Raw genomic sequence first — 12,936 nt, 5'->3', positions numbered from 1 at the left:
TCGGTAGGTCCCTCACTTTAGGAGGGCCCACTGTCCGAGATCACCGCAGCAGGCCAGAACTCGAGCCCGAAGCCTGTCGATGTCTGATCAGCAGTCTCGTGATTCCAAGTACTCGACGATGGCGCTGTCGGTGATGGACGCGATACTGATAGTGCGGTCGCCTGTTTCGTAGCGCAGTTTGTCTACCGCGCGGAGTAGCCGTGCTTTCGTTGATGGGCGCAACCGGACATTGTGCTGCTCCGTCAGTCGCTCCTCCCCCCGCGCGGCGGGCTGGTTTGTCTGTGGGGCGGACAGCGGCGCGGGAGTCGGGGTAGGTCGCTCGGGCAAGTCCGCTGCGGGGTGGGTAGTTCGTCGGATTGCGGGTTCACGCTGGACGCTCATGCTGCAGTCCCTTCGGTGATTACCAGCTCGGAAAGTAGATCCGTGTAAGCGACCTGGAGAGCTAACGCCTTGCCGCCAGTGAACCTGTGGATCGGCGTGTGAGTGCTATGCGCGTCCTGGCGGGCGGTCAGTTCCGGAATGGCGGTCTTCGCGACCAGTTCTCCGTAGGTCTCACGCAACTCGCTCTCGCGGAATCGGTGTTCGCCGGTGGCCCGCTTACGGCTAAGGACAATTTTCTCGAGCACGAGTCGGGGGTTGGGTCGTCTCTGGACATTGCGGATCGTTTCCTGAAGGTTTTCGATCCCCCGGACACTGTCGATGGTTGGCTCGGTGATGGCAATGACCCCGTCGGCTGCGCACAACACGGCAAAGAGCAACTTCCCCAGTGACGGTGGACAATCGAAGAGGACCGCGTCGTAGACCGAGAGGTCGAGCCCCTCGAACGCGATGTCGAGGCGGAAGATCAAATCGTTGGCTCCGTCCGACTCGATGTTGGCCAATGCTTCGTTGGATGGGATGAGGTCAACCCTGTCCCAAGGGGTTGCGATGACGGCATTGGCTGCAGCTCCCGCAGCGGTTCGGTTCATGAGGTCGAACGTCGTCATCATGTCGTCCGTGATTTCGACACCGAGCCCAGTGGTGGAGTTCCCCTGAGGGTCGACGTCCACAATCAGAACATTGCGTCCCTGATCGCTCAGTGCACTAGCCAGGCCGAGCGTCGTTGCAGTTTTGCCGACGCCGCCCTTCTGATTGCAGAGCGCTAACTTGCGGACCATGCGCGTTCCTCTCGAAGTGGCGGCCAACCACAGGTGCTCGCTAGGTTGGCTGGACGGTTACGTTCCCTCGGATAATCGCTGGGTAGTTCGCGTCGTAGTGCTAGCGAGGCTAACCCTGATAGATAGTGACGTAGCGAAGGCTCGCGGAGCAGCCATAACTATCAACGTTTGGCTAGCTAGCGGTGCTAGCTTAGTTAATCTAGTAACGGTAGACAAGCACGCTACTGGTGCTTCTCTAGCTTGTTGTGCACGCAGAGACGGGTCGGTGTGCCGGGCGCTGGTGCCGCTACCCCAATTCGCTTAGGGCCCCCACGGGCCTGTCGAACGTGGGCCACTACGTGGGGCCCGATCAACGAGCCCGTGCCGGGCGGTCAGGGGGCCGACGGGGTCGTCATCGGGGAACGTTTGAATGTGGACGCGACGGGTGTTGTCCCAGGTAAGGTTTCCGAGCTCGTGAAGGACTTCGAACGAGGTGCCGGCACCTGCAGAGATAGGCGTGACGGCGGCGGGGCGCCTCGCCGGACGGGCTTGGGATCACCACCGAAGCACACCCGAGGAGCTCCAGAGAAGGACTGTTAGCGCAGGTAGGGGCCGATCTACTGTAGCCGACAGTTATCCGCTCGGGGGTTCGTCGGAGCCGCTCCCAGCATCCGGAAGTAGAAATGGCTTGCACCCAGAGGGGGCCGTCACTACGCTAGGAACTGCCCACCGTTACGACGGAACGGGAAGAAGGCCTTAGAACCCCAGCCGGACGACTGGATCTAGGGCCTTTCGCTTTGTCCAGACTCTGGCATCAGAGACTCGGGGGTCCGCTTCTCGATCAGGATGCTGCCGCGGAGCACATCGATGTAGCTAACATCTCCGGAGAAGCTCGCGTTCACCGCCCCAAGCACAGCGTCCGGGATCCACAACAAGGGGTCATCGCCACCACGGCAGTGGCTAATCCTCAGGCCCCGATGCCAACCCTGGTTCTGCAACGAAACGATATGGGCGCGGTCCTGCTTGTCCTGAGAGTCGCTTCGCCGTTCGAGAGTGATGTCTAGGACATCAGCCTCTCCGAGTTCGTAGTAGAGCGTTTCCAGGCACTTTCGCCTGTGGCGCTCAGTCTTTCGGTTGCGCCCACTGAGGTGTGCAACGACTACGTGCATGGAACCCAGATCGGCGATTGTCTCTGTGATCGTGCGGCGGCGGCGATCACTTTCATCGGTCCAGTGAGGTTTGATCTGGCCTGGAAGACGAAGATGGCGTAGCGCTTCTCGGATCTCGTCGCAATCTCCTGCGGTGACGATGGCCGCCCCGATTAGGTACTCCTGAGTTGTATCGGTCCGGACGCAACTGGACTCATCAACAAACGCACGCATACCCGCCGAGGTCATTTCCACCTACTCACCGTATCCATCGGCCGCGACAACCCAGCCCGGCACTTCCTCTTACAACTTCCGCCCCTTTGGGGTGCACCCGTGCGGGACGGAACGCCGCCAACGATCGCTGCTGTGTCGCAGGGTCTAGTGCGATACTTATGAAACGCCATCCCGTCGGGTCTAGAGTGTATTGATACACAGACCGGGCGAGAGGGACTTCTGATGGCTAAGCGGATCGGGACGTTGCTGAACCGCTCGGGTGATGGCGGCGAGGAGGTGCTCATCGTCAGCCGCGGGAGCGTGCGGACTCGGTTCCGGCGACGGGACGAGTTGGGTTGGAACTTTCGGGTGGAGTCGACGGACTCGGAGAACGTCGTCGAGGTGGCGCCAAAGCCAAAGCCAAAGCCAAAGCGAAAGCCGACGCGAACGCCAAAGCCGAAGTCGGAACCGAAGCCAGCTCGCCGGGCCTCGCGTCCGCGTGGGCAGCGTGTGGCGTACGTGCGGGTGTCGGCGGCGGATCAGAATGAGGCGCGTCAGCTCGAGGCGGTGGGGGAGTGCGACCGCGTCTACGTCGAGAAGCAGTCCGCTCGCTCGCGCGTGGACCGAGTGGAGCTCGAAGAGTGCATCAGGTACTTGCGAGATGGTGACGAGTTGGTGGTTGCGTCGATGGACCGTCTCGCTCGTTCGTTGGTTGATCTCAAGCAGATCGTTGGAGAGATCACCGCGAAGGGTGCGAGTGTGGAGTTCGTCCACGAGCGGGCCACTTACGCCGCTGGTGCCCAGGATCCTCGAGCTGACCTGATGCTGTCGCTGCTCGGGGCGTTTGCGGAGTTCGAGCGGGCCATCATCCGTGAACGCCAGGCGGAGGGCATTGCCATTGCCAAAGCGAAAGGCAAGTACAAGGGACGAAAACGAGTCCTGACCTCTGAGCAGATCGACAAGGCCCACGCCCGCATCGAGGCGGGGGAGGGGCCGTCAGCGATCGCCCGCGATCTCGGAGTGGGGCGGTCGACGCTCTATCGTGCGCTTCAGCGCGTAGAAGCCGGATCCGCAGACGTGGAGCACTGAGGTCGAGCGAGGTGCCTACAGAGCCTCGTCGGATCGGTCAGGTCCGGCGAGGAGTTGCTCGCCGAGGGTGAAGCCGGCTGCGTCGAGCACTTTCGCCCGGGTGTACGAGCGGGAGGGGGCGGCGTGGTCTGAGAAGATCACGGTGCCGTGAGAATTGGCGAGCTGGTCAATCACTCCTTGGTTCTCCCGGTAGATCCGGTTGAGCAGTTCCAGCGAACGGTCGTTGACGGTGTTGAATGCCGCACGCTCGGCTGGAGAGACGATGCTGCGTAGGCCCGCTCGAAGGTAGGTGTCAAATGCGGGGATGTTTCCCCACACGCCGAGCATCACCTTCGTGACCGCGGTGGCGTGTTCGTTGCCGTCCGGGAGCAGGGCGCCCTTGATGTCGGCGTATGCCGAGATGAGAGCTGCACGGGCCTGGGTGTCGGTGTAATCGGAGAGGTCGAGGTCACGCACTGTGGGAGAGTGGCGGGCGATCGTTTCGATCGTCGCGGTGTAGTGCCGAGGGTGGGCGTTCTTGAAGAGCCAGGATGAGCCACGAAGCATGCCCCAGCTGGCGAGGTAGTAGCCGAGTTGGAGACAACTCTTTTCCATCTCGGCAGTCGGGTCGTCGGTAGCCGAGAAGTAGTTGATGCAGAAGTCCCAGCTCCATTCTCGCCGACCGGTGGCCGCCCCATTTCGGACGACGGGGGCAGCGAGACTTGCGACGGCAGCGGTAACGGCCTCCGGCTCCATGGAGTACATGGAGGGAACGTACCCGTCAGCAACGACAGTCATCGCTTGAACGGCAGGGCCCGGGAATTACCTGCAAAAGGTGCTGCTGTACAAAGCCATGCTCTGTGCGACTCATCTGCACGACGTGTGTATGCATCCACGCGACCGGGGCCGACGTAGTGGAAGACCTGACCCCCAGGCAGGAGCGGTAGGGGATCGTCAAATGCGACACCAGGCTGACGGCCCATGGTGACATGGGGGAGTTGCCACACTCCCCAGTGCCCTTCGCGGCCGTTCGGCTTTGGGTGTTCAGGTTGGCCCATCCCTGTTGCCGTCGGGCGCGGGACGTTTGCTCTCTGCGTCGGTCGCCGCCACCCAGACTCTGTACTCTTCGCCCTCCGCGAGAACGCGAGTGGCACGGGCGTCCGGGTCTCCCGGGCTGAGCGCGACAGTGTCGCCGTCGACGGAGTCGACGACGGCATCAAGGAACGCTGCGACTTGGCCAAGGTGGTGTTCTTCTCCGTCCAACTCGATGTTGAGTCTCTGCGTAACCGCGACATTGATACGTGACCCCGCAGTGAGCGTGGGGCGATCGGTGGCATCGATGGTGAATTCAAACGGTGACCAGGTGGTGCTAGCCGCTTGGCCTTGCAGGAGGGTTGCTGCTTCGAAGACATGTCGGAGTTCTCCCGCGGAGAGGGCGCTCGGGATGCGAAGCAGATCCGTGGAGTGCTGCTGGATTACGTTCAACGCTCGTACGAGCCGCGCCGTTAGATGGAGATTCGAATTTCGGTCGTGAGGGTAAGGAACAGTCCAGCTATAACGGCGCGGTCCGTGGCTGGGACTCAGTCCGATTGACACTCCGCGATCGACCGCATCCATGAATGAAACGGCATCGATGAGGTCGCCTGGCAATTGGCTATAGGCGTCCCAGTTCATACGGAAGTCTGCTTCGACTTCGATAGGCTCGAAGCGGGTCCTAAGTGCAAGCTCCACCTTGTCGGTCCGGTCAGCCCATACGGTTCGCTGGCCGCCGCGCACCCCTGACGTGAAGCTCTTCCGCTCCAACCGCAGTTCGGCGACGACATCACCTGTAGCGTCTCGGACTCCAACGGTGATGCTAGATGCGGGTTCCGGACCGCCCGCTTCGGCCGTGATGGCGGTGAAGTGGATCTCAGCACTGTCAATAGTGCCGCCGAGCCCGCCGGGGAGGTTGAGTTCTGCGGACGCAGCAGACGAGGGGATCGTGAGATCGGTTCCGAAATCGAGAAACTGCTCGAAGCTCTCGGCGAGTGCCGGGTCGCCGGTTACGTCGACCTGCACGGTAGTGGTTATCGGACGCTCGCTGAGGGCGGCAGCGAACTTTGCATACACCTTGATGTGGAGCCACATGGGGCCGTGTTGCTCGGCTGCGACAGCAACCAGCCAGGGCTCATCTACTTGGTGCGGGGGGCAATCGGATGTTCCGAAGTGGTACCGGTAGTGAGGGTCATTGTTTGCTGCACGTTGCAAGATCCTGATTCGGTCGCCGACGTCGGCAGGTTGCAAACGAGTCCCGCTACCAAGGGTCGTGTCACCGCGAATGATGGCGGTGAGATCGGCGAGTTGATCAGCGAGACGGTCCTTGCCCCCCTTGAGGTAATAATCGATGAGCTCTGGGTGGCGTGCCGCGAAAATGTCGAGCCGTGTCAGGCCCATCCATGACCACGTCGGGATGCCCAGAGATTTGACCTCCTCTTCGATTCGAGCGCGGTATCCGGGGCTTGAATCGCGGGGGATCACAAGGTGCCACTCGGTGATCGCCCATCCCTCTTGCCTTGACGTTTCGGCGACCGCCCTGAGCGACTTCCTCACTTGTCGGAACTCTGCGTTGGCAAACTTCAGGGGGAAGTTCTTGACTTGAAACACCTTGCGCTGGCTGTCGCCGTCGGGAACAAAGACATCGATGCCGCCGTCCGGGCCAGGTGTGAACTTCTGACCCAGCGGGTGGTCGGCGCACACCAGCATCGCGACGGTGTGTTCGAACTCGCCGCTGTCGAGGCGAGACCAGGGGACGCGTTCAGTGGACATGGATTCGCCAAGTACTCATCAAGACTTCATCGCGCGAGGGCACCGATCCAGTATCCCAATCGACTACGACGCAGGTTGACGAACAGATGCCGCGACGGGGGAGAGGGCGAAAGTTCGCTCGCTGCGCAGCCTCGACGGTGCGGCTTGTCATAAGACCTGGTTGCCGGTGCCGACTCGAGAGCCCGTCCAGCCGGCTGTGGCGGAACGTCATTGCCAGCCCCAGGTATGTGTCAGCGGCCAGTGTCAGCGGCCAGTGTCAGCGGCCCGCGTTACCGCTCTAGTCGGCGTACTGCGATCGCTTTAACAGCCAAAGAATGGAATTGTGAGCTCTGATTGAACGCGGCTGGCACGCGCTATTTGTTGGTTGTCGCCACCGTGGCTCATCTGGCGCTGATGGACGTCGGTTCGAACGTTATCGGCAGCTTCTTGTAGCCCCTCACGGGCCCTGAGAGGAGGCGCTCGGCGCCGTCGGCAAGTGCAAAGTCGGGTACGTAGGACAGGAGTTCCTCGTAGGCGACTCGGCACTCGAGCCTGGCCAGCGCGGCACCGAGACAGAAGTGGGGGCCGTGACCGAAGGCGAGACCGCGCTCGGTTTTCCGGTCGAGAATGAATGACTCCGGGTCAGCGTACTCCCTCTCGTCACGGTTCGCCGACCCGTAGAGCAGCATCACCTTGCTGCCAGCTCGCATGGTTTCACCGTGCAGTTCGACATCTTCGGTCACGGTCCGGGCGAGGCCTTGGACGGGGGACTCAAGGCGGAGAAATTCCTCGACAGCTGCAGGGAGCAGGCTGTGTTCCGCGGCGATCGTTCGCAGCGTTTCGGGGCGTTCACTCAGGATCTGGGCGGTGTTCGAGATGAGGTTCGTCGTGGTTTCGTTGCCGGCGATGAGAAGCATGAAGCAGAAGCCGAGGAGTTCCTCTTCGGTGAGCGTCTCGCCGTCGACCTCGGCGTCCAGGAGGGCGGACATGAGGTCGTCCTTGCGGTTGGCGCGGCGTGCGGCGAGCATCGGCGTGAAGTAACCGTAGAGCCCCAGGGCCGCGTTCGTCGCATCCTCGACGGAGGCCGGATCGTTGGGATTGACCTGCACGAGACGGTCGGACCAATCCCGGAACTGCTGCCGGTCCTCGTTCGGGATGCCGAGCATGTCCGCGATGACAATCGTGGGCAGGGGGCCGGCGTACTCGTGGACGAAGTCGACCTCACCTCGCTCGATGAAAGCCCCCAGGAGTCCCCGCGCGGTAGCCCGGATGCTGCCCTCCATTTCGGCGATCCGCCTGGGAGTGAAGGCCCGGGACACGAGCTTTCGCAGAGCGGAGTGCCGTGGGGGGTCCATCATGATCATCATCGGCATCAGGTCGCCCATGCCTGCCGCGAGGTCCTGGCCGACGACGATCCCCTTCGCAGAGGAGAAGCGCCGGTGGTCCTGCGTGGCAGCCCAGATGTCGTCGAACCGGGATAGTGCCCAGAATTCTTGTTCCTTGTTCCAGTAGACCGGCGACTCCTCGCGCAGCACCTGATAAATCGGATACGGGTCTGCCTGGACGGCGGGGTCGTACGGGTTGTAGAGCTCTGACACTTGGGGCCTCCGGTCTGGACGGGCCACTTGGGACGGTAGGATACTTTCGTCCCACTGTACACCCGGTTTGCCTGCCAGAATTGAGGCGAGGGGTTCCCCACTGCGAGGAGGCGTGAAATCGACCAGCAGCTGTACCTAGACGCCACCTTGTCGGCCTTCTTGCGCCATGGGGTCAGCCGGACGCGGATGACCGACATCGCGGCTGTGGCGCGGGTGTCGAGGACAACGGCGTACCGGATTCTTGGTTCAGTCGATCGCGCGGCGACGAGCCTTCTGCAACGCGAGATCGAGCGCCTGCTGAGCGAGGTGATTCGCGGGCTCGACAGTGCGACTGACGCACCCGATGTGCTTTCCGTTTGCGCGCGGGCCCTGGAGCGGGTGGAGCAGCACCCCTTGTTCCGTAAGGTCCGCACGGACGAGCCGGGAATCATCGGCGAAGCCCTCGTGCTTCAGACTGCGCCGATCATCGACACCATTACCAGCGCGCTCGCGCCCTCTTTTCGAAAGCTCGCGGATGACGGCGTGCTAGCGGTGGACGACCACGAGAACGTCATCGACAGGCTGGTGCGACTGGGGATCACATGCGTCCTGTCCCCGCCTCGCGGTGGATACCAGTCATTGCTGGGCGACATCCTCCGCGGTAATGCCGGGTAGGTGTGCGACTCGCTGCTTTCCTGGGTGCCGCGCCGGGGGAGTTCATCGCGGTCGTGCTGGTCGAGAAGGTAAGGGCCGCCGACCTCGACCACGGTGCCCTCCACCGTTGCCTTGATGCCTACAGCTGGATATGAAGAGAAGTCTGTCGCCTTCAGCGCGGCCAGGGTTGCTCATCCTGGCGGGCAAGTCGACTCAGTAGAAGAATCTGTTGGAAGCTTGGCGGAGTTACTGGCGGCGAAGCTGCCGCGTGGTCTGAGCGGGTAGTGCGGTGGCGCATCTGTTGTTGTCGACTGCCGAGCAGAATGACGCTCGTGAGCGAGAGCTGGCGGGGGAGTCGCGACCGGATGCTCGTATGGAGGCCGTCCGCGCCGAACCCGGCCGTGCGCACCAGAAACTGCGGTTCTTGATGACCTTGGGCAGATTCTCCATGCAGTCTGAATCTGGATCGGCTACTTATCCGCCGCCACTGCCCGGTGAGCCGGTGCTTTTGAGCTGGCCATGGTTTTGTGGTCGCGTGAGCCAGCAGCGCCCGGGGCAAGGAACGCTAGCAAGACTGCGGCGCCGGCGGTAAGGATTGCCAACGTAAGCGTGGCCTGACTGCTGCCGTTCACAAATGCTTCTTTGGCGGAGTCGACCAATGGTTGCGCCATTGGTCCGGCTTGTGCGGCGACCTCTAGTGCGGCGGCCAGAGAATCGGCGACCGGACCACGGGCAGGTTCGGGCAGCTGGGGAAGGGTGGGTTGAATGTGGCGGGTGTATCCGGCGGCCAGCACACTGCCGGCTACCGCGATCCCCATCGCAGCGCCGATCTCGCGGGCCGCATCGTTGACTGCGGCGGCGACCCCGTGTTTGCTCTCCGGAGTTTCGGCGATGATGGCGTAGGTCGCCGGGGCTGTGCATAGTCCAAGTCCTGCGCTCATGATCACCAGCGGCCAAAGCAGGTCGAGGTAACGTGCATCGACGGTCAGCCTGCTCACCAGCATCAGACCAACTGCGATGGTCACCAGGCCAGCGACGGTCATCACTCGCAGCCCAAATCGCTGTGACAGTCGGGGGGCGATCACCGAGATCACGATCAGGGGGACCGTCATCGGCACCAACCCCAACGCCGAGGCCAGCGGTCCATATCCCAGGATCAGTTGCAGGTACTGCACCAGGAGTAGGAATACCCCGAAAGTGACCAAGAATTGGATGGCCACCGACAACGAGCCGGCGCTGAAGCCGCGCTTGGCGAACAACCGAACATCCAACAAGGGGGCCGAGGATCGCAGCTCAATCAGGATAAAAAAGGCTGTCGCCAACATGCCGGCCCCGGCGCTGGCGAGAACGATCGGGTCGGCCCAACCCCGCGCTGGAAACTCGATCGTGGCGAATACGATTCCCGCAACCGCGACTGCAGCTGCCGCCGCGCCCACCCAGTCCACGGGAGGGTGATCATGCTGGCTGGACTCAGCGATCGTGCATGCCAGCGCGGCCAGTAGGGCTCCCGCTGCGGTCAGTCCAACAAATACCGACACCCACGACCAGCGCTCAAGCAACACCCCGGCGCCGAGGATGCCTAACACTGCTCCGGAGCCGGCGACTCCAGCCCACACACCTACTGCTCGGCCGCGATGAACGGCGGCAAAACCAGCAGTCAGAATCGAGAGCGTCGAGGGCATTACCAGCGCAGCGCCCGCCCCGGCAATCGCTCGCGCAGCGATCAACCACGCCGGGTCAGACAGCAGCAGGGGAAGTGCGGACGCCAAGGTGAATATCACCAGACCTATTACGAGAACCGCCCGTCTGCCGTAGCGGTCACCGATCGCTCCAGCGGGCAGGACCAGGCACGCCAGTACCAGCGTGTAGCCATCGACGATCCAGGTCAGCTGGGCTTGCGTCGCTCCAGTCTCTACCGCAATCTGCGGTAATGCCGAATACAGCGCGGCCATGGCCGCGACCACCAACGCCACGGCCAGGCACGACACCGTGAGCATCCACCATTCAGCTCGGGTCCACCGGGATGACTCGGTGATGGTCTGTTGCGGTGAGTTCATCGCCGGCCCCTTGCTGTGAGATGGTCGGTCTTGTTTCGAGACAAGTAGTATCACAGTATCCGGCTGGCTGGACAGGTTAGCTTGGACGAGAAGTGACCGTCGGCCGAAGGGGGAGAGCGTGAACGACTGGAGTGCTGATCGGCCCGCTACGGACGACGATCAGCTCGATCCGCGACTGCTGCGCTCACGAAAACGATTGCTCGACGCTGCTACGCATCTTCTGAGCACTGGCGGTGTAGAGGCGGTTACCGTCGAGGCGGTCACTCGAATGTCAAAGGTTGCGCGGGCCACGCTCTATCGGCATTTCGGCGGCACCGCCCAGTTGCTTGCAGCGTCCTTCGAGCGGCTGTTGCCTCGCGTCGAGGTCTCTACCGCCAGTGGGTCGGTACGCGACCAACTCATCGCGCTTCTCACGGCCCAAGCTGACCTGATTGACCAGGCGCCGCTGAACATTACAACTCTGGCTTGGCTGTCAATCGGATCAGTCGGCGGCAGCGATCCTGCCGATTCGGCCGCGATCACCTCACTGCGCAGTCGAGTCATCGAGGAATACCGGCAGCCCTTTGACCGCATCCTCACACAGCCTGACGTTCGAGCACAGCTCGGCAACGTCGACACCACCTTCGCGATCGTTCAACTCCTGGGTCCCGTCGTGTTCGCTCGCCTTACTGGGCTCTGCACCGTCGACCACGACGGATGCGTGCAACTCGTTGATGATTTTCTTGCTGCCCGCAAGCAGGGAGGCGAACCCATCCCGGCCGAATCCAGCCACGGCCTGAACCGCCCTGGCGCCGGCGGATCTCGCTAAATCGGGGCTTCTTCTTGTCGGATGGGTGTGACCGCTCGATCGCCGAGGTCGCTGGGGAGGTGGCGAGGCAACCCTAGAGCCCGGTCGTTTCGGTGCGTGCTGCGGCGAGCCATCCGCTGCAGTCTGAGTGCGGCCGGAACTTCTACCGTCCAGTTTTGACTTCCCGATTAGTCAGGCTGCTGCAAGCGATCGCGAAGCTGACTCCAGAGCTTCAGCCAGTTGAAGCTCGAGCGTGGGCAGGAGGCTAACCGCCGAAGCCACACGTTCCAGCCGAGTACGCACATCGACCTCGTGCTCGATCCCGGCTCGGCCGGCCTCCGTCCATGTCTGTGCACAGTGTCTGGCGACTACGGCGAGATCTTCGGTCGCGAGGTCACCGGTCAAACGTGCCACGTCCGCGCAGCCGTCAGCGAGCAGCTTTCGGAACAGGCCACCTCCGGTGCCGGCCTTCTCGATGAAAGCGCTCAAGCTGAATAAGAGGATCTCGAGTTCGTCAGCCGGTAGATGGGACCAAGTCCGGACATCAGCGGCGAGCTGGGCGACCGCTGCTAAGCCTTCGGAACCGCTCACCGCGGTCGTGAGATCGACGACTCCGGGCGGAGTTGGGTGGCGCATGTTCGCTGCCGATTGACGGAAAGCCGCTGCGGCAACCTGCGCAAGGTCTGGTAACTCATGCGGCCAGGCGATGCGGTACGTGGTGTGACGTGTCGGTTGTGGGAATGACATCGACGACCGTGCTCGAGCGAGAGCGTCGAACGAAACCTTTTGGACCTCGGCACGGTCGTTGTCAACAACGAAGGCGATCCTCTCCGCCTCGTCGTAACCAATTACCACGATATCGTGGCGACTCATTTGGAGCCGAACCCGCAGGTAGGGCAACTCTGCAATGTCGCCCCATATCAGGGCTGGCCTTCCGGCATCGATCTCCTGGCTGATCCACGACCATCCTTCTCGGGGATCGTCGGTCGTGAGCACTTGGACCTGTGCGCCCAGTCGATGGGGGAGATCTACTTCGAAATCGGAGTCTCTCCCTACCAGATAAAGCGGTGGGAAGAGGTCGCTCGAGTGCAAGTAGGACAGGCCAAGTGACCCCCCGAGGGTGAAGACGAGACCTTCCTCGGGCGGTTCTTCCCAGCCGAGGCCTTGCCAGTGCAGGAGGTCTCGCATCGCGGCTGAGCCGCAGTGCCCCCCGACCCGGTGTGGATAGTTCTCGATGAGCGTCTGGCGAGTCATCAGAGTTCCTTTCTGAACGGCGGGCGGGTACGAACCGGGCTCTTGCTGCGCCAGTGGGATGTCAGCGCCGTTCGTCGAGGCTCCGCCGCTGACCGTGCGAGTCTCGCTCGGGACTGGCTTACCCATTGCGCAAGGAATCGGGAGAACCCGTATGGGCGAAATCGGTCCGGACGAAAGGACGCTGCTGTGTGATGACCTGTTTGCTGAGCATGAAATCACGGGGACGATTGATGCAGTCTGCAGCAAGGAGTTCGCCAT

General features: G+C 62.4%; 11 protein-coding genes. 3 read left to right on the top strand and 8 right to left on the bottom strand.

The genetic code is table 11. The features are described 5' to 3' along the window. Window positions 1-377 precede the first annotated feature (377 nt). Both G6018_RS06355 and G6018_RS06350 read right to left on the bottom strand, forming a co-directional pair. Entirely contained in the window at window positions 378-1,157 is a 780-nt protein-coding gene (locus tag G6018_RS06355; protein WP_119192861.1) for a ParA family protein, read from the bottom strand. A gap of 761 nt (window positions 1,158-1,918) precedes the next feature. Further along, entirely contained in the window at window positions 1,919-2,533 is a 615-nt protein-coding gene (locus G6018_RS06350; RefSeq protein ID WP_083249842.1) for a hypothetical protein, read from the bottom strand. Window positions 2,534-2,740: 207 nt separating this feature from the next. On the opposite strand from G6018_RS06350, the gene G6018_RS06345 reads away from it, so the two are divergent. Next, window positions 2,741-3,586: a recombinase family protein gene (locus G6018_RS06345; RefSeq protein ID WP_182639189.1), complete on the top strand. Its 846-nt coding sequence runs from the start codon at window positions 2,741-2,743 to the stop codon at window positions 3,584-3,586. A gap of 15 nt (window positions 3,587-3,601) precedes the next feature. Here the strand turns inward: G6018_RS06345 and G6018_RS06340 are convergent, their stop codons facing one another. The 3 genes from G6018_RS06340 to G6018_RS06330 all read right to left on the bottom strand — a co-directional run bounded on the left by G6018_RS06340 (window position 3,602) and on the right by G6018_RS06330 (window position 7,947). Next, window positions 3,602-4,363, bottom strand: coding sequence for a hypothetical protein (locus G6018_RS06340; RefSeq protein WP_182639188.1), 762 nt, complete (start codon window positions 4,361-4,363; stop codon window positions 3,602-3,604). Between the two features lie 246 nt (window positions 4,364-4,609). After that, entirely contained in the window at window positions 4,610-6,370 is a 1,761-nt protein-coding gene (locus G6018_RS06335; protein WP_179523835.1) for a hypothetical protein, read from the bottom strand. Window positions 6,371-6,750: 380 nt separating this feature from the next. Next, window positions 6,751-7,947 (bottom strand): cytochrome P450, encoded by a 1,197-nt coding sequence (locus G6018_RS06330; protein WP_107749260.1) that lies wholly within the window; start codon window positions 7,945-7,947, stop codon window positions 6,751-6,753. 186 nt (window positions 7,948-8,133) lie between these two features. Here G6018_RS06330 and G6018_RS06325 point away from each other — a divergent pair, with 186 nt between their 5' ends. After that, the gene (locus G6018_RS06325; RefSeq protein WP_146166385.1) at window positions 8,134-8,601 is read left to right on the top strand and encodes a hypothetical protein; all 468 of its coding nucleotides are present in this window, start codon (window positions 8,134-8,136) and stop codon (window positions 8,599-8,601) included. Window positions 8,602-9,050: 449 nt separating this feature from the next. Here G6018_RS06325 and G6018_RS06320 read toward each other — a convergent pair whose 3' ends face one another. Then, a complete protein-coding gene (locus G6018_RS06320) occupies window positions 9,051-10,637 on the bottom strand; it encodes an MFS transporter (protein ID WP_107749261.1) in 1,587 nt (528 codons plus the stop codon). A 118-nt stretch (window positions 10,638-10,755) separates the two neighbouring features. On the opposite strand from G6018_RS06320, the gene G6018_RS06315 reads away from it, so the two are divergent. Further along, the gene (locus G6018_RS06315) at window positions 10,756-11,445 is read left to right on the top strand and encodes a TetR/AcrR family transcriptional regulator (protein WP_107749262.1); all 690 of its coding nucleotides are present in this window, start codon (window positions 10,756-10,758) and stop codon (window positions 11,443-11,445) included. 171 nt (window positions 11,446-11,616) lie between these two features. On the opposite strand, the gene G6018_RS06310 is transcribed toward G6018_RS06315, so the two are convergent. Then, window positions 11,617-12,678: a BtrH N-terminal domain-containing protein gene (locus G6018_RS06310; RefSeq protein ID WP_107749263.1), complete on the bottom strand. Its 1,062-nt coding sequence runs from the start codon at window positions 12,676-12,678 to the stop codon at window positions 11,617-11,619. Between the two features lie 118 nt (window positions 12,679-12,796). Beyond that, window positions 12,797-12,936: oxidoreductase C-terminal domain-containing protein (locus G6018_RS06305; protein ID WP_277817759.1), on the bottom strand; the 140-nt coding region annotated here is incomplete at its 5' end.

The organism is Dietzia sp. DQ11-44 (genome assembly GCF_014145205.1).
Lineage (GTDB): Bacteria > Actinomycetota > Actinomycetes > Mycobacteriales > Mycobacteriaceae > Dietzia > Dietzia natronolimnaea.
Note: the sequence above shows the minus strand (reverse complement) of the source record. Positions and strands in the feature narration are given on the sequence as shown.

Excerpts from the sequence above, each read along its gene's own strand:
- G6018_RS06355 (WP_119192861.1), bottom strand. The coding sequence starts at position 1,157 with ATGGTCCGCAAGTTAGCGCTCTGCAATCAGAAGGGCGGCGTCGGCAAA.
- G6018_RS06350 (WP_083249842.1), bottom strand. The coding sequence starts at position 2,533 with ATGACCTCGGCGGGTATGCGTGCGTTTGTTGATGAGTCCAGTTGCGTC.
- G6018_RS06345 (WP_182639189.1), top strand. The coding sequence starts at position 2,741 with ATGGCTAAGCGGATCGGGACGTTGCTGAACCGCTCGGGTGATGGCGGC.
- G6018_RS06340 (WP_182639188.1), bottom strand. The coding sequence starts at position 4,363 with ATGACTGTCGTTGCTGACGGGTACGTTCCCTCCATGTACTCCATGGAG.
- G6018_RS06335 (WP_179523835.1), bottom strand. The coding sequence starts at position 6,370 with ATGTCCACTGAACGCGTCCCCTGGTCTCGCCTCGACAGCGGCGAGTTC.
- G6018_RS06325 (WP_146166385.1), top strand. The coding sequence starts at position 8,134 with ATGACCGACATCGCGGCTGTGGCGCGGGTGTCGAGGACAACGGCGTAC.
- G6018_RS06320 (WP_107749261.1), bottom strand. The coding sequence starts at position 10,637 with ATGAACTCACCGCAACAGACCATCACCGAGTCATCCCGGTGGACCCGA.
- G6018_RS06310 (WP_107749263.1), bottom strand. The coding sequence starts at position 12,678 with ATGACTCGCCAGACGCTCATCGAGAACTATCCACACCGGGTCGGGGGG.